Origin of the sequence: Duganella radicis, assembly GCF_009720825.1 — a bacterium.
Classification (GTDB): domain Bacteria; phylum Pseudomonadota; class Gammaproteobacteria; order Burkholderiales; family Burkholderiaceae_D; genus Rugamonas; species Rugamonas radicis.
This window is the reverse complement of the sequence record NZ_WNKY01000007.1, coordinates 80,724-96,923: the sequence shown is the minus strand read 5'-3', so window position 1 is coordinate 96,923 and position 16,200 is coordinate 80,724. Positions and strand designations below refer to the sequence as shown.

Here is a 16,200-nt window from a genome sequence, read left to right as displayed (position 1 = left end):
GCATGTCCACCACGCCAGACGCCACCCTGGACGCGCCGCCCGCAGCGGCGCCGGTGGAGGCGGGCGCACCTGTGGCGCCCAAGCGCCCGCGCGCGACCAGCCGCGAGCGCACCGTCGGCACCAAGGTCGCCGGCCAGCCGGCCTTCGTCCTGCACAGCTATCCCTACAAAGAAACCAGCCTGATTATCGACCTGTTCACGCGCGACTTCGGCCGCGTGGCCTTGATCGCCAAGGGCGCCAAGCGGCCGCACTCGCAACTGCGCGGCGTGCTGCAAACCTTCCAGCCTTTGTCTTCGAGCTGGGTCGGCAAATCCGAACTGCGCACCCTGACCGACGCCGAATGGGTGGGCGGCATGCTGCCGCTGGAGAAAACCGCGCTGCTGTGCGGCTTCTACCTGAACGAACTGCTGGTCAAGCTGCTGGCGCGCGACGACGCCCATCCGGCCTTGTTCGACCACTACGTCTCCACGCTCAACCAGTTGGCGCACAACGAACCCGCGCCCATCGTCTTGAGAAAATTCGAGCGGGCCTTACTTAAAGAGACAGGCGTGGCGGCCGACCTGACGCGCTGCGTCGAAACGCGCCGCGCCGTACAATCGGACGTGGTGTACGTGGTCGATCCCGAACGCGGACCGCGGCCCGAGCGCGCCTCCGATCCGTGGCCGCGCGTGGCCGGCAAGACCCTGCTCGACATGGAAAACGAAAACTACGAAGACGTCGCCACGCAAGCCCAGAGCAAGCAGCTGATGCGCTTCCTGGTCGCGCACCACCTGAACGGCGCGCCACTGAATACCCGCCAGATCCTGATCGATCTGTCCCAGTTATAAAACGAGACTACGACAATGAGCTTTCTGCAACCCTCCGGCACCATCATCGACCTTGGCGTGAACATCGACCACGTCGCCACCTTGCGCAACGCGCGCGGCACCGTGTATCCGGACCCGATCCGCGCCGCGCTGCTGGCCGAGCAGGCCGGCGCCGACTGCATCACGCTGCACCTGCGCGAAGACCGCCGCCACATCAAGGACGCCGACGTCATCGCGCTGGCGCCGCAGCTGCTGACCCGCATGAACCTGGAGGCCGCCGTCACGCAGGAGATGATCGACTTCGCCTGCAAGATCAAGCCGGCCGACGTGTGCCTGGTGCCGGAAAAACGCACCGAAGTCACCACCGAAGGCGGCCTCGATGTGGTGGGCAACTACAACGCCGTCGAGCGCGCGGTGAAGCAGTTGCAAGCGGAAGGCATCCGCGTCTCGCTGTTCATCGACGCCGAGGAAGCGCAGATGGACGCCACCGCCGCCATTGGCGCGCCGGTGATCGAACTGCACACCGGCCGCTATGCCGACACCGGAGGCGCCGAGCAGGCCGCCGAACTGGAACGCATCAAGCGTGGCGTGCTGCATGGTGTCGGCAAAGGCCTGAAAGTGAACGCCGGCCACGGCCTGCACTACACCAACGTGCAAGCGATTGCCGCCATTCCGGAAATCGCGGAACTGAACATCGGCCACGCCATCGTTGCGCACTCGGTATTCGTCGGCTGGGAAAACGCCGTGCGCGAGATGAAGGCCATCATGGTGGCAACGCGCCTTGGCCGGGGCGCGTAATGATTTACGGGATCGGCACCGACATCTGCAAAATTCCGCGCATTGAAGCGGCGCTGGCGCGGCATGGCGACCGTTTTGCGAAAAAGATCCTCGGGCCGCAGGAGTTTGAGAAATACCTGGCGCGCAAAGCCAGGCATCCGGCGCGCGGCATCCGCTTCGTGGCGACGCGCTTCGCCGCCAAGGAAGCCTTCTCCAAGGCCATCGGCCTGGGCATGCGCATGCCGATGACCTGGCCGGCCGCGCAGATGCTGAATCATCCCAGCGGCAAGCCGATGATCGTGTGCAGCGGCGTGCTGAAAGAATTCATGGAAAAAAACAAGCTGTCGGCCCAGGTGACCGTCAGCGACGAAGAGGACTACGCCGTCGCCTTCGTCATCGTGGAGCAGGAAAAGTGACAGAAGAAGTAAGCGATCCGCGCGAAAAGGTATTAGCCACCGTCGCCAGGCTGCCCAACCTGCCGGGCGTGTACCGGTACTTCGACGCCGAGGACAAAGTCCTCTACGTCGGCAAGGCGCGCGACCTGAAGAAGCGCGTGTCTAGCTACTTCCAGAAAAACCTGAGCAGCCCGCGCATCGCCATGATGGTCGAGCGCATCGCGCGCCTGGAAACCACGGTCACCCACAGCGAGGCCGAAGCGCTGATCCTTGAGAATAACCTGATCAAGGCCCTCAGCCCGCGCTTCAACATCCTGTTCCGCGACGATAAGTCCTATCCCTACCTGAAGATCACCGGCGGCGATGCGCCGCGCATGGTCTACTACCGCGGCGCGGTGGACAAGAAGAACCAGTACTTCGGGCCTTTCCCCAGCTCGTGGGCGGTCAAGGAATCGATGCAGATCTTGCAGAAGGTGTTCCAGATCCGCACCTGCGAGGAAAGCGTCTTCGCCAACCGCACACGCCCCTGCCTGCTGAACCAGATCGGCCGTTGCAGCGCGCCGTGCGTGGACCTGATCAGCAAAGAAGACTACCAGCTCGATGTGGAAAACGCCGCGCGCTTCCTGCGCGGCCGCCAGTCGGAAGTGCTGGAAGACCTCGAAAAGAAAATGCACGCCTACGCGGCCGACCTCAAATTCGAGCAGGCGGCGGCGGTGCGCAACCAGATCCAGTCGCTGTCGCGCGTGCTGCACCAGCAAAGCATGGAAACCACCGGCGACGCCGACGTCGACATCATCGCCGTGCTGGTGCAGGGCGGGCGCGCCTGCGTCAACCTGGCCATGGTGCGTGGCGGCCGTCACCTCGGTGACCGCGCCTACTTCCCAACCCACGTCGGCGATGCCGAGGCGATTGCGGAACAGGCGATTGAAGTTGAAGTGCTGTCGGCCTTCCTCGCCCAGCACTACGCCGACAAATTCATTCCCGGCACCCTGATCCTGAATATCGAGTTCGACCACCCGGCGCTGATCCAGGCCTTGCAGGAGCAGTGCGGCCACCGCATCAACCTGGTGTTCCAGCCGCAGGACCAGCGCCGCAAATGGCTGGAGCTGGCGCAGAAGGGCGCCGAGATCTCGCTGGCGCGCTTGCTGTCCGAGCAGGGCTCGCAGCAATCGCGCACGCGCGCGCTGGTCGAAGCCTTGCAGCTGGAGCCGGAAGACATCGACACCCTGCGCGTGGAATGCTTCGACATCTCGCACACGCAGGGCGAGGCCACACAGGCCTCGTGCGTGGTGTTCCATCACCACCAGATGCAGAACGGCGAGTACCGCCGCTACAACATCAACGACATCACGCCGGGCGACGATTACGCCGCCATGCGCCAGGTGCTGTACCGCCGCTATGAAAAGGTCGCCAATGGCGACGGCGTGATGCCGGACGTGGTGCTGATCGACGGCGGCAAGGGCCAGATCGAAATGGCGCGCCAGGTGTTCGCCGAATTGGGGCTGGACATCAGCCTGATCGTCGGCGTGGCCAAAGGGGAAGGGCGGCGCGTCGGCCTCGAAACCCTGATGTTCGTCGACGGCCGCCCATCGCAGGAACTGGGCAAGGAATCGGCGGCGCTGATGCTGGTGGCGCAGATCCGCGACGAGGCGCACCGCTTCGCCATCACCGGCATGCGCGCCAAGCGCGCCAAGACGCGCCAGACCTCGCGCCTGGAGGAGATCGAAGGCATCGGCGCCAAGCGCCGCCAGCGCCTGCTGGCCCGCTTCGGCGGCCTGCGCGGCGTGATGAACGCCAGCGTCGAGGACCTGAAAACCGTGGAAGGCATCTCCAGCGCCCTGGCCGAGGAAATCTACAAACAGTTGCATTAGGCCCGGCTGGCCTCTGCGGTGCTGGTTTAATGTGCGGCCTCAAGGTAGACTAGCGGCGCATTACATATTTTCATGGCCGCACTTTATTTCGAGCTTATGCCTTTCAATATTCCGATTCTGTTGACCTGGTTGCGCGTTGCGCTGATTCCGCTGGTGGTGGGCGTCTACTACCTTCCCACCACCGTTTTGCCGGTGGCGGACCAGAATCTGGCGGCCACGCTGGTGTTCATCGTGGCGGCGGTGACAGACTGGTTCGACGGCTTCCTGGCGCGGCGCTGGAACCAGACCTCGGCCTTCGGCGCCTTCCTCGATCCGGTAGCCGATAAACTGATGGTGGCCGGCGCCTTGCTGGTGCTGGTGCAGCTGGACCGCGCCAACGCCGTCATGTCCTTCATCATCATCGGCCGCGAGATCGCCATTTCGGCGCTGCGCGAATGGATGGCGCAGATCGGCGCCTCCAAATCGGTGGCGGTCAGCTCGCTGGGCAAAATCAAGACCACGGCGCAGATGAGCGCGATTCCGCTGTTGCTGTTCCATGACGTGCTGTGGGGCGCCATCGACAGCCAGTTCTGGGGCGCGCGCCTGCTGGAAGTGGCGGCGGTGCTGACCGTGTGGTCGATGTTCTACTACCTGCGTCTGGCGTGGCCGCTGATCAAGGAAAAGTCGGGCCAAATCTAACCGTATAAACAATATTTTCATTGAGCATTGACAGCAGCTGTAGAACCTCTATAATGCTGGCCTGTTGTTGATGACGACGAAGCAAAGCGGGAGTAGCTCAGTTGGTAGAGCGCAACCTTGCCAAGGTTGAGGTCGAGAGTTCGAGACTCTTCTCCCGCTCCAAAACGTAGTCATCGAAAACAAGTAGTACTAGCAAAAACAACAGTCACCTGTTATGATGCTGGACTCGAAATGCGGGAGTAGCTCAGTTGGTAGAGCGCAACCTTGCCAAGGTTGAGGTCGAGAGTTCGAGACTCTTCTCCCGCTCCAGTTTCTACGGAAACGAGCGTAAGTGCAGTAAAAGTAACAAACTCCATGCGGGAGTAGCTCAGTTGGTAGAGCGCAACCTTGCCAAGGTTGAGGTCGAGAGTTCGAGACTCTTCTCCCGCTCCAGAATTTCGGATTGCAGCGCGTAACCAGCTGTTATCTCGTAGTAAATGTTTCCTCTGGCGAGGTAGCAAAGCGGTTATGCAGCGGCCTGCAAAGCCGTCTAGGTCGGTTCGACTCCGATCCTCGCCTCCAAAGCTCCTCAGCGGGAGTAGCTCAGTTGGTAGAGCGCAACCTTGCCAAGGTTGAGGTCGAGAGTTCGAGACTCTTCTCCCGCTCCAGAATGCAGAAGGGCAGCCCATATGGCTGCCCTTTTTGCGTCAGGCGCGGCGGAACAAGGGGCGTTTAGCCAATGCCATGCTAATCTGGCTGCGCAATACGTATGGCGGTAATTCTTCTTGGCCCTTGCAGTAACACGAAACGATCGATCACGCCATCGGCATTCTTTTCAAACTGGAGTTCCGCACCCGCGGACTCGGCAAGGAAGCGCGTCTCGCTCAATGCCTTCAGCGCGAAAGTTTCCTGCCCCGTCACCGACGCGAGATACTGGTCCCCGGCACGTCTGAGGTCGACAACCATTGGCAGTCCTGTCATTTGATAGCGACCAACGTAAGCGTCGAATACGTTGTTGTCCAAGGTGATGGATGGCGCGGCGGGCAGGGCTTTCCCCATGGTGACGAGCGCGGCCCGTTGAGCCACTTCATATGGTGGCGTCCGACCACCATCGAGATTGGACAGCACCGCCACATACATCTGCTGTTCAGGCAGGCGCATCGCAAATGACTCGAAACCAGGAACGCGGCCGCCGTGGCGTATCGTCATGGTGCTCTGCCAGGAGTCGCCGATCTGGAAACCGTAACCGTACTCGGAAGTCCCCTCTCTGGGACGATATGGCGTGAACACCTTTTTCCAGCCAGCAGCACTAAGTAGCCTGCCGGCGTCGATGGCCTTGTTCCAGCGTGCGAGGTCGTCCACAGTCGACAACATTCCGCCGGCAGCAGAGAGCTGACTCGGACTGACCGGGGGACTGTGTATGAAACCACTTTCAACCAGCGTGTGTCCCGCTGCCAGCGCGGCATTACCGCGAAGTCGCCTCGCATATCCCGTGTCCTTCATACCCAGCGGAAGGAATATTCGCTGTTCAAGGAATTTCGCGTATGGCAGACCGCTTACCTTTTCGATGATCGCCCCCAGCAGGACGTAATTCGAGCTGCTGTAGTCGTATTTTGCGCCCGGCTCGAAGTCAAGTGGCCGTTGACTGATGGTGTCGAGGAGGCCCTGCGTCGAGACCTCATGTCCCATATTCGACGGCCAGTCCGGCGTCGTGACGTAGTCAGGAATACCTGAGGTATGCGTCAGCAGGTTCTCGATCGTAATTGTCTTGCCGTGCGTTGGGTACGTTGGCAGATACCGGGTAATCGGATCGCCGACCGACAGCTTGCCGCTCTCCGCAAGTAACATGACCGCCACCGCTGTGAACTGCTTGGTCATCGAGCCGATGGGCATCGCCATATCCGGACTCAGAGGCGTATGCGTGAGAACGTCGGCCTCGCCGTAGGCTTTGCGGAACAGCACATGCCCGTCCTTGATGACAAGCAAGACCGCTCCTGGCTCACCTGGACGATAGCGTGGCGCTATGACAGCGTCGATATTATTGGCTAGTGTGACTTGGGTCGGATTCTCCGTCTTGATTTCGCCGGCTGCGCAAACCGCAGCATATGCAAAAATGCAAGCCGCCATACTAAAACTCGCCATCTTTATTAACATAAGCATTCCTTTCGTGTAGATAACGCGTGAGCAATTTGGGGCCAGCATATTTTCGGCCTTGTCGGAAAGACGTTCCCGCTTTCTATTGCTGTGTCTTGGGCGAGAAAGTTTTTTGGTCTGCTGGCAGCCCTCATCGCAAACTTCATGCCATGTGGGGAAAGCACATTTCCCATGCGCTCGTGCGACAGGTGTTCATTTCTGGACAGCACGCCGTGTTCGCTAGTGAACAGAGGCCGCGTCTGTCGCACGCGCGGCACCCGCAGTTGTGCTGTGCCTGCGCAACCGCTTGAAGGCGATCTTTAAGTCGCTTTCAGCAATCGTTATCTCGGTGTGTGGGGGCGACGGTCCAGAAGGGGCTGAGAAATTAGGCAACCCAATCGGCTGCCGTTTTTTGCGTTTCGGTTCCCATATGAAACATGCTTCGATATACGAAAACGCAATAGCTTGTGTGAAAAGCATCATACCAGTCACTTGATTGACATTGATAGACTTTACTGGCGCGCATTACTAGTTCAACTGGTTTTATGGCAAGGAAGTATTTCAATCGTCAGGAGGAGACGGGCGCGGATGCGCTGAATCGAACAATTTAGTACCTGTTGAAGGCAGTGCTTCATAAAAACTATTAAGGGAGATGTAGCTATGCGAAACGGTAATAGAAAAACGATTAGAAAGACGGTTTTGGCCAAAGCTTGCGCGCTTGCAATGGCAGGGCCAATGGCCGCGCATGCGCAGGAGGGCGGCTCCGCCAAGGCAGGCGAGGACGCGGATACCCCGAAAACCGTTGTCGTCACCGGTCAGCGGGCGGCGTTGAAGTCGGCGCGCGATCTCAAGCAGGATTCGAATCAGATCGTCGACTCGATCCAGGCAACCGATATCGGCAAGCTGCCGGACGTGAATACTGTCGAGTCGTTGCAGCGGGTCGCCGGGGTGCAGATCCAGCGCCGCTATGGCGAGGGCGGCACGGATTACGACCATCGCACCGAGCCCGCGATCACCATCCGTGGCATCACGCAGGTCCGCAACCTGATCGACGGACGAGACTTTTTTACGGCCAACGGCGGTCGGGCGCCGGATCTGGAGGGGCTCCCATCTGAACTCATGGCCGGCGTCGATGTCTACAAGAACGCGGCGTCCAACCTGATCGAAGGCGGTGTCGGCGGCGTGGTCAACATCCGCACGCGACTGCCGTTCGACTCCAAAGAAGACATTAACGTTATTACGCTCAAGTCTAATTACTACGACCGAATCCGCAAGTCTTCACCGTCGGGGTCTGGGCTGTTGAGCCGGCGCTTCGATACGGGGGCCGGCCGCATGGGCATCCTGGTGAATGCGACGGTCAGTGAGACCTACTATCGCCAGGACGCCGTTCTTCAACAGCAGCAGCACTGTCTTACCGCAACGGTTGGGAAATGTTCCAACGACCCGACCCAAGTTCCCTCGGCGTCCAAGATTGCGGCCTTCAATTCGATGCCAAACAAGGGCTCCCTCACGGAACTCTACGTGCCGACTTCCTTCGAGATGTACCAGGACTCGGGCCGCCGCAAGCGCGAAGGCCTGGCGCTCGCCTACCAATGGCAGGTGAACGACGACATGCTGTTCACGGCGCAAAATCTCTATTCGAACTATAAGTTTATCCGTCGCGGAGAATACATCTACGGCGACGACAAGAACAGTGACCCGCGCGCCGCGGCGGGTTCCACATGGACTTGGGGCCCGGACGGCAGCGCCACCAGCGGCACCCTGGGGTCGCAAATTTTCTCGTCCTCGCGCTTTGACCAGGAAGTTCGCAATCGCACCAACTTATCCGCCGTGAACCTGAAGTGGCGCATCTCGGACAAGCTCAAGTCCAAGACGGACTTCGCTTATGAAAGCGCCCGCTATGAGGCGGACCGCAATGGCGACTCGATTAAGCTGTACGATAATGAAAACCGAAGCGTTGCCAATATTCCGAATCTGAACCTGGCCTTCGACGTACGCGGCAAGATCCCCATATTTTCCATCGTGGATCCAGCCAACCCAAGCAACCCCTACGCACGTTTTGGCGATCCGAAGAATTGGAATTATGAGTGGCTTGCCAATGCGGTCGACCGTGACAAGCTGACGATGTCGGCGCTCAGCCAGGATTTCGACTACGACATGGGCGATCACTTCTTCAGCAAACTGCACGCCGGCGTTCGCCTGGCCGACACCAAGGTGCTATTGCGGGGCAACTGGAACAACACCGGCGTCTGTAATGACACGGGCACCAATCCCAGTTGGGGAGCATGCCCGCTGATTCCGGTGTCGCAGCATCCGAATCTGGCCTACGCCGGGCCTGCCAGCAACTTCATGAAGCCAGGCATTGGTTTCCCTGTCGCCGTGTTCCCCGAGTACGCCGATCCCAACTCCAGCGTTTTCAATCGCACGGTCCAGACTTACGCCCAGTTATTCGCCGGGAAGCCAAACACGTATACGTTTGACACCTCGTTCGCCCCCGGGGATATCAATGAGCAGCACGAAAAGACGCGGTCCCTGTTCCTGACCGGCGACTTCGGTACGGACGTGTTCGGTTACGCCCTCGATGGCACCGCCGGTGTGCGATATGTCAGGACCGATCAGACTTCGATTGGCTATGTCCAGGATAGCGCCGGGTCGCACGCGGCCGTTCTCAATAATCGCTACTCGAATGTGCTCCCTAGCCTCAACACGCGCCTGCACCTGAACGAGGATTTGCAGATCCGCTTCGGTTACGGCAAGACGATGACGCGGCCAAACTTTAGCGATATGGCCGCCCACGTTCAGCTGAATCCGAACATCCCGTCGCAGTACGACGCCAACGGCCGCCCCACCGGCAGTTCCGGCAATCCGTTCCTGCAGCCGATGACGGCGACTTCGTATGACTTGACGGCGGAAGACTATTGGGGCACGTCCAATATGGCCTTCCTGGGCGTATTCAAGAAGGATATCAAGGGTTACCAGGCCAGCGGTATCCAGGCGATGAACTTCGGTGGCGTCGTGTACGATATTGGCACCAGCATCAATCTGGGTAAGGGCTCGGTAAAAGGTATTGAAGCCGGCTTCACGCAATTCTTTGATTTCCTTCCCGACCCGTTTAAAGGCTTTGGCGTACAGGCCAACTATACCTATGTGGACTCGAAAGTTGAGCTCAGCCCTGGGTCTCTTATCCCCTTGCCGAAGCTGTCCAAGAACAGCTACAACCTGATCGCGCTCTATGAACAGGGCCCGATCCAGGCCCGTATTGCGTACAACTGGCGTTCCGCTTACCTTGACCAAATCAATGGTAGCGGCGTGTTTGGTGCAAACCAATATGCGGCGCCCTATTCGTCGCTCGATGCTTCGCTGAGCTATCAAATTAACAAGGTCTTCACGCTTTCGGCGGACGCCGTTAATCTGAATAACTCTATGTACCATACGTACGTCACGCGCCCCTCGGGCGGTTTGTTGTGGCAACTTAACGACCGCCGGTATAGCGTGTCCCTGAAAGCGAGCTTCTAGCATCTCGCGGTTTTTCCCACGCAAAGCTGACATGAGCGAACGCGCCGCGCGTTTTTCCGCGGCGCGTTTTTTCCAGCTTGCGAGAGTCTGCAATCAGGACAAGTCGCCATGGTCGAAGGAGGGGATGTGATGGTAAAGGATAAGTGGATTGCCAAAGTTGTGATTCTCGGCGGCGGTACCGCCGGATGGATGACAGCGGCAGCGTTGTCCCACACATTTGGTCAGTCCGTCGAGATCATCGTCGTCGAGTCGGACGCCATCGGCACGGTGGGTGTTGGAGAGGCGACGATCCCGCCGATCCGCGCGTTTCATCAAATGATCGGCGTTGATGAAGCCGAGTTCATGCGCGCCACCGGGGCGACGTTCAAACTCGGTATTGAATTTCGCGGCTGGCTTAATGAAGGGTCGACATATTTCCACCCCTTTGGCGTGTATGGGGTAGAGCGCGACATCGGCTACTTCTTCCAGTACTGGCTGCGCTTGAAGGAGCAGGGGCTGGTTCCCGACTTTTCCGAATTCTCGCTAGGTACCTTGGCGGCGCGAAGCAACGTATTTGCGCCCGCGTCTGAGCGGCCTGGCGATCCGATGCAGCATCTCCAGTCCGCCTATCATTTCGACGCTGGCCGCTATGCGAAATATTTGAAGGGGCTTTGCATGGCGCGCGGGGTGTCGCACAAGATTGGCGACATGCTGACGGCGGAACGTGACGCTGAGAATGGGCATATCACAAGTCTGAAGCTCAAGTCGGGCGAGCTTGTTTCGGGTGACCTGTTTATCGACTGCTCCGGAATGCGTGCCATGCTGATTGGGCAGGAGTTGGGTGTCGAATACGAAGACTGGTCGCGTTGGTTGCCGATGAATCGCGCGTGCGCGGTGCCCTGTGAACGGAAGTTGGCGCTGACGCCCTATACGATGTCCAAGGCCCAACCGTTTGGTTGGCAGTGGCGGATACCTTTGCAACATCGGGTTGGTAACGGTGTGGTGTATTCGAGCGAATTTGGCACGGATGAAGCGGCGGAGCGGTGTCTGTTGGAGGGACTGGAGGGGGAGCCTCTCGCCCCGGTTAACCGCATCAAGTTCACAGCGGGAAGGCGTAGGACGCCCTGGCACAAGAACGTGGTATCGATCGGGCTTGCCAGTGGGTTTCTTGAACCGCTGGAGTCCACCAGTATTCAATTTATTCAATCCAGCATCCAGCGGCTGATTCGATATTTTCCGGACGCGGGGTTTTCTCCGGTGTGTGCCCAGGCATTCAACAGGGACAGCATGCGGGAAATCGAACATGTCAGAGACTTCCTCATCCTGCATTACCACGCTACGGAACGCGACGACTCGGAATTATGGCGCTACGTAAAAGCCATGCCAATTCCAGACAGCCTACAGGAAAGAATTGAGCTCTTCCGCGAGCGTGGGCAATTGAACCTTGCGGCTGAAGAACTGTTCCAAAGCACATCGTGGCATTCCGTCCTGCTGGGGCAGGGAATTCGACCAAGAACTTACATGCCGACGATGGCCCTGCAAGACGACAAGGTGCTTGCGGCGGCGTACGGCAATCTTGCTCGCAACTTTAAGCAAATCGTTTCGCGGCTTTCGGACCATGCCACCTACATAAAAGAAAAGAAGCTTACCTCGATAGAGGTCCAGCCATGATCTTCCGTTGGGTTTTAGTGGGACTGTGTTTTCTGCAAAGCGGTGCGCATGCCGAAAACAAGGACGAAAAGCCGGCGCATGTGTCCGTCGTTGTGAATGTCGACCGGCGGCATCCGGGGCCGCCGTTTGAAGGATGGGGAACCGCTCTGACCTGGTTTGCCCATGTCACCGGAAGATACGCCGAACCACAGCGCACGCAGTTGGCCGATTGGCTGTATGGACGGGACGGTCTTGCACTGAATATTGCGCGGTACAACATTGGTGGCGGTAACGCGCCGGAGACAGCTTCGTATTTGCGCCCCGGTGGAGATGTTCCTGGCTTCTGGCGCAAACCGGCTGGGCAATCCGGGACAGACTGGAACCCGGACTCGGAAGATGCCTGGGACTGGTCAGCGGATGCAGGGCAGCGCTGGTGGCTTGATGCGATAAAAGCCCGGGTGGCGTCGCAAGAATTGATTTTTGAGGCGTTTTCAAACTCTCCGCCATATTTCATGACCCGCAGTGGTTTGGTCTCCGGTAACGTCGATGGGCTGGAGGACAACCTTATCCCGGGTTTTGAAATCAAATTTTCCAGGTATCTGGCGCGGGTAACAGCGGAGCTGGAGCGGCGGCATGGTATTCGTTTTAGGACATTGTCTCCGATTAACGAGCCGAATACGCCGTATTGGTTTGCCAAGAACACCCAGGAAGGCGCCCATTGGTCGCCGGAAGCGCAGTCGCGCATGTTTATCGCGTTGGCTCAGGTGTTGAACGAATCCGGCATGCAGACCGAAATATCCGGGCCGGACGAGACCAATCCGCAGACGTTTTTTGTTGACTGGGCTGGTTTGTCGGCCGAGGCGAAAGCGGTCATCCGACAAATCAATGTCCATAGCTATGAATGGATAGGGAAAAGTGGGGTCAGGGATATTGCGGAAGCGTCCGGAAAACGCTTGTGGATGTCGGAAGTCGATCTATCGCCAAGCAATGTACGTGAAGACGTCAACGACATGCGCCCAGCCATCGCGCTGGCGCAGCAGATCGTCACTGACATCGGCAGCATGAACCCCCGCGCCTGGGTTCTATGGCAGGCGATAGAAAACAAGTCTTCCCCGGACCCCAAGAGCAGCTCGAACTGGGGATTAATCAAGGCTGACTTTTCAAACCTGGCGCGACCGGAATATCAGCTGACGAAAAAATTCTGGACGTTTGCCCATTTCACCAGATTCATCAGGCCAGGATATCGGTTCTTGAAATCGGATAACCCGGATACTTTGGTGGCTGAAAATCCGAAAACGCATGAGCTCGTCATCGTGGCGGTCAATCCAGGTATCGTTTCGCGGATGCTGGACATCCGGCTGCCGGATGCGAAACGCGGCAAATTGACATGCAAAACCTTTATTACGCAGGCCGAAGATAGCCTCGCGGCTTTGAAACCTGCATCATGCGCCGCCAGCTTGTCCGTGGATTCGCGCCCCATGTCAGTGGTGACCGTCGTTGTGACGCCGCAAAAATAGGACGAAGTTTGTTCGCCAAGGCCACTGTTGACGGTCATGCAGAAGCGCACCACGCCGCTGCTGGTGCGCGGGGGCAGTATCATGTGGCCATGTCTCCACTTGCGCTAAAATAGTTGAAACAATGTCCGCCGCCATGTGCTCTGACAAAACGACTTCCGATAAAAGTACTACCATGCGACCATCCACTGCGCTTGAATTGCATCGAATCGCCGTACGCCAGGCTGCAAGCCGCTTCCGTACGGCGAATCCTCGCATTTTCGGCTCGGTGCTGCACGGCACCGACAGGGATGGCAGCGACCTGGACTTGCTGGTAGACGCTTTGCCTGGTGCGACCTTGTTTGATTTGGGCGGATTGCAAGACGAGCTGGAATCCCTGCTTGGCATTCATGTTGATCTGCGGACTCCTGCGGATTTGCCTTTGAAATTTCGTGCCAGTGTGCTCGCTGAGGCATTGCCAGTATGAGTGGGAATCGCCTTCCTGATACCGTGCAGTTGGCGTTCCCAGACCTGTTAAGGCAACTGCCGGCTTTACGGCAGGCTGCTTGCCAGGACGGTGGCAATAATATCGATTCAAAGCTGTAAAATCAGTGAAGAACTAAAAAAAGCCGCCCGAAGGCGGCAAAGTGCGTACGAGGAACGACGTCGGGCTTAAGGGGGTGATCAGCGCCCGCCAGCGGCAAATTCACGTGCGGGCAGTTTCACCACCACTGAGCCGATCGGTGCGGCGGCGCTGTTGGCGACGATTACCTTGTAGTCGCCCGCCGCGACTTTCCATTTTTGCGTTTTCTTGTCGAACATGGCAAGTACGCGCGGATCGATCGTCACCGACGCCTGCCGCGTTTCTCCGGAGCGCAGCGACAGCTTGTTCCAGCCGCCCAGGCGCTTCGGCGCTTCCCAGCCGCCGCCCACCTTGGACACGTAGACTTGAGGCACCGCCTTGCCATCGCGCCTGCCGGTGTTTTGCACATTGAACGAGACCTGCACCGTGCCGTTGGCAGGCTGCGCCTTCAGGCCGGAATAGCTGAACGTGGTGTAGGACAGGCCGTGACCGAAGGGGAATAGCGGCTTGAGCCCTTTTTTGTCGAACCACTTGTAGCCGACCGCCGCGCCTTCGATGTCGTAGTCGACCGAAAAGCGTGCGCCTTCCGGCAGGCCTTTGCCATCCAGCGCGGGACGCGGCAGTTGCGACTCGTCGGCCGGGAAGGTCGCGGGCAGGCGACCGGACGCGTCCACCTCGCCGGTCAGCACCCGCGCGATGGCTTCGCCGCCCCGGCTGCCGGGATACCAGGCTTCCACCACCGTGCCGACCGACTCCAGCCATGGCATCGCCACCGGCGCGCCGGTTTCCAGCACCACCACCGTGCGCCGGTTGGCGCCGGCAACGGCGGCGATGGTGGCGTCCTGATTGTGCGGCAGCTTGAGGTCCGGCTGGTCGAGCGATTCGGCGGTCCACTGCGTGGCGAAGACGATGGCCAGATCGCTGGCCGCCGCGAGCTTCGCGGCGGCGGCGGGGTCTTTGCCGTCGTGGTAGACCAGCCTGGCGCGCAGTCGCGCCGCCAGCGCTTTCAACGGCGAGGACGGGTGATAGACGATCGGCCCCGGGAAGCTGGCCGGGCCTTCGTTCGGCACCGGCGAGCCGCCTTCGGGATACACTTGCGACGAGCCGCCGCCCGACAGCACGCCAACGTCGGCGTGGCCGCCGATGATGGCGATGGTTTGGTAGGTGTCTGCCAGCGGCAGCAGATTGTCCTTATTTTTCAGCAGGACGATGGCTTCCTCGGCGGTCGCCTGGGAGATCCGGGCGTGTCCGGCGAAGTCGATGTTTTCAGGCTCCACCCTGACTGGGTGGTCGGCCACGCCGTGGGTGTACATCGCGCGCAGAATGCGGCGCACCATGTCGTCCAGGCGCGCCGGCGGCACATGGCCGTTTTCGACCGCTTCCTTCAGGGCGCCGTTGAAGTAGGGTGATTTGTCGAACGGCCAGCCGGACTGCTGGTCCAGTCCGGCCAGGGCGGCGGGAATGGTGGAGTGCGTGCCGCCCCAGTCCGACATCACATAGCCTTGGTAGCCCCATTGGCCCTTCAGCACTTTGTTGAGCAGGAAGTCGTGCTCGCAGCCATACACGCCATAGGTGCGGTTGTAGCTGCACATGACCGATCCCGGGTTGCCGCGCTCGATCGCGATCTGGAAGGCCAGCAGGTCCGACATGCGGCCGGCCGCGTCGTCGATTTTCACGTCGACGAAGAAACGACCGGTCTCCTGGTCGTTGTAGGCGAAGTGCTTCAAGGTCGAGATCACATGTTGCGACTGGATGCCGCGGATCTGCTCGCCCACCATCACGCCGGCCAGCAGCGGGTCCTCGCCGGCGTACTCGAAGTTGCGGCCGTTGCGCGGGTCGCGTTGCAGGTTGGCGCCACCGGCCAGCATGACGTTGTGGCCCGACAGGCGCGCTTCGTTGCCTATCATGGCGCCGCCGGCGAATCCCACCGGGGGATTCCAGGTCGCGGCCACCGCGATGTTGGCGGGTTGCGAGGTGCGCGCGCGTGGATTCTTGCTGGCGGACTGCGTCGCCACGCCCACACCGGCATCCGTGATTTGCTGGTCGGGAATACCAAGGCGCTCGACACCGTAGACAAACCCGGCCGCGCCCTGGATGCCTTCCCTGGGCTTGGTGGAATTCTCCAGGTCGGTCGAGAAATAGCCGAATACGAGCTTGATCTTTTCATCGAGCGTCATCGCGGACAGTGTTTTCAGCGCGCGCTGGTCCGGGTCCAGGGTTTCCTGCTGCGCCATCACGTGCCGCACCTCGGCGTCGGCCGCCCGCGCATGCAGGCCTGGGGAGAGAAGGGCAAACGCTACCGCCGCCGTCATGATCTTGTTCATTGCTGCTTCCTTTGTG

Annotated in this window: 11 protein-coding genes and 5 tRNA genes; 14 read left to right on the top strand and 2 right to left on the bottom strand. The window is 59.6% G+C overall.

The features are described from left to right. The first annotated feature begins 2 nt into the window (after positions 1–2). The 10 genes from recO (at position 3) to GM676_RS09170 (ending at position 5,174) form a co-directional block, all read left to right on the top strand. Positions 3–827: a DNA repair protein RecO gene (gene recO / locus GM676_RS09215; protein ID WP_155463230.1), complete on the top strand. Its 825-nt coding sequence runs from the start codon at positions 3–5 to the stop codon at positions 825–827. A gap of 15 nt (positions 828–842) precedes the next feature. After that, complete coding sequence (gene pdxJ, locus GM676_RS09210) at positions 843–1,604, top strand: pyridoxine 5'-phosphate synthase (RefSeq protein ID WP_155463229.1); 762 nt, start codon at positions 843–845, stop codon at positions 1,602–1,604. Then, a complete protein-coding gene (gene acpS, locus GM676_RS09205; protein ID WP_155463228.1) occupies positions 1,604–1,999 on the top strand; it encodes a holo-ACP synthase in 396 nt (131 codons plus the stop codon). The genes pdxJ and acpS overlap by 1 nt, the downstream gene beginning before the upstream one ends. After that, positions 1,996–3,849, top strand: a complete 1,854-nt coding sequence (gene uvrC / locus GM676_RS09200; RefSeq protein ID WP_371866166.1) for an excinuclease ABC subunit UvrC — start codon at positions 1,996–1,998, stop codon at positions 3,847–3,849. Before acpS ends, uvrC begins: the two co-directional genes overlap by 4 nt. A gap of 96 nt (positions 3,850–3,945) precedes the next feature. Then, on the top strand, positions 3,946–4,527 hold the full coding sequence (gene pgsA / locus GM676_RS09195) for a CDP-diacylglycerol--glycerol-3-phosphate 3-phosphatidyltransferase (protein ID WP_155463227.1): 582 nt from the start codon (positions 3,946–3,948) through the stop codon (positions 4,525–4,527). Between the two features lie 86 nt (positions 4,528–4,613). After that, positions 4,614–4,689 (top strand) — tRNA-Gly (locus tag GM676_RS09190). Between the two features lie 71 nt (positions 4,690–4,760). Further along, a tRNA-Gly gene (locus GM676_RS09185) sits at positions 4,761–4,836 on the top strand. A gap of 47 nt (positions 4,837–4,883) precedes the next feature. Next, positions 4,884–4,959 (top strand) — tRNA-Gly (locus tag GM676_RS09180). A 55-nt stretch (positions 4,960–5,014) separates the two neighbouring features. After that, positions 5,015–5,088 (top strand) — tRNA-Cys (locus GM676_RS09175). Between the two features lie 10 nt (positions 5,089–5,098). Then, positions 5,099–5,174, top strand: a tRNA-Gly gene (locus GM676_RS09170). Positions 5,175–5,253: 79 nt separating this feature from the next. On the opposite strand, the gene GM676_RS09165 is transcribed toward GM676_RS09170, so the two are convergent. Continuing rightward, positions 5,254–6,633: a serine hydrolase domain-containing protein gene (locus GM676_RS09165; RefSeq protein ID WP_267875582.1), complete on the bottom strand. Its 1,380-nt coding sequence runs from the start codon at positions 6,631–6,633 to the stop codon at positions 5,254–5,256. Positions 6,634–7,374: 741 nt separating this feature from the next. Between GM676_RS09165 and GM676_RS09160 the strand changes: the two genes are divergently transcribed. From GM676_RS09160 to GM676_RS09145, 4 genes are all read left to right on the top strand, one after another. Continuing rightward, on the top strand, positions 7,375–10,155 hold the full coding sequence (locus GM676_RS09160; protein ID WP_170304267.1) for a TonB-dependent receptor: 2,781 nt from the start codon (positions 7,375–7,377) through the stop codon (positions 10,153–10,155). 129 nt (positions 10,156–10,284) lie between these two features. Continuing rightward, positions 10,285–11,805, top strand: coding sequence for a tryptophan halogenase family protein (locus GM676_RS09155; RefSeq protein ID WP_170304266.1), 1,521 nt, complete (start codon positions 10,285–10,287; stop codon positions 11,803–11,805). After that, positions 11,802–13,301, top strand: coding sequence for a glycoside hydrolase (locus GM676_RS09150; RefSeq protein ID WP_155463223.1), 1,500 nt, complete (start codon positions 11,802–11,804; stop codon positions 13,299–13,301). The genes GM676_RS09155 and GM676_RS09150 overlap by 4 nt, the downstream gene beginning before the upstream one ends. 172 nt (positions 13,302–13,473) lie before the next feature. Continuing rightward, the gene (locus tag GM676_RS09145) at positions 13,474–13,764 is read left to right on the top strand and encodes a nucleotidyltransferase family protein (RefSeq protein ID WP_155463222.1); all 291 of its coding nucleotides are present in this window, start codon (positions 13,474–13,476) and stop codon (positions 13,762–13,764) included. A gap of 197 nt (positions 13,765–13,961) precedes the next feature. On the opposite strand, the gene GM676_RS09140 is transcribed toward GM676_RS09145, so the two are convergent. Further along, positions 13,962–16,184: a beta-glucosidase gene (locus GM676_RS09140; RefSeq protein WP_155463221.1), complete on the bottom strand. Its 2,223-nt coding sequence runs from the start codon at positions 16,182–16,184 to the stop codon at positions 13,962–13,964. Between the last annotated feature and the right edge of the window lie 16 nt (positions 16,185–16,200).

What these genes read in the sequence shown, in the direction of transcription:
- GM676_RS09155 (WP_170304266.1), top strand. Translation starts at nt 10,285, where the DNA reads ATGGTAAAGGATAAGTGGATTGCCAAAGTTGTGATTCTCGGCGGCGGT.
- pgsA (WP_155463227.1), top strand. Translation starts at nt 3,946, where the DNA reads ATGCCTTTCAATATTCCGATTCTGTTGACCTGGTTGCGCGTTGCGCTG.
- GM676_RS09150 (WP_155463223.1), top strand. Translation starts at nt 11,802, where the DNA reads ATGATCTTCCGTTGGGTTTTAGTGGGACTGTGTTTTCTGCAAAGCGGT.
- GM676_RS09140 (WP_155463221.1), bottom strand. Translation starts at nt 16,184, where the DNA reads ATGAACAAGATCATGACGGCGGCGGTAGCGTTTGCCCTTCTCTCCCCA.
- GM676_RS09145 (WP_155463222.1), top strand. Translation starts at nt 13,474, where the DNA reads ATGCGACCATCCACTGCGCTTGAATTGCATCGAATCGCCGTACGCCAG.
- GM676_RS09165 (WP_267875582.1), bottom strand. Translation starts at nt 6,633, where the DNA reads ATGGCGGCTTGCATTTTTGCATATGCTGCGGTTTGCGCAGCCGGCGAA.
- acpS (WP_155463228.1), top strand. Translation starts at nt 1,604, where the DNA reads ATGATTTACGGGATCGGCACCGACATCTGCAAAATTCCGCGCATTGAA.
- pdxJ (WP_155463229.1), top strand. Translation starts at nt 843, where the DNA reads ATGAGCTTTCTGCAACCCTCCGGCACCATCATCGACCTTGGCGTGAAC.
- GM676_RS09160 (WP_170304267.1), top strand. Translation starts at nt 7,375, where the DNA reads ATGGCCGCGCATGCGCAGGAGGGCGGCTCCGCCAAGGCAGGCGAGGAC.
- recO (WP_155463230.1), top strand. Translation starts at nt 3, where the DNA reads ATGTCCACCACGCCAGACGCCACCCTGGACGCGCCGCCCGCAGCGGCG.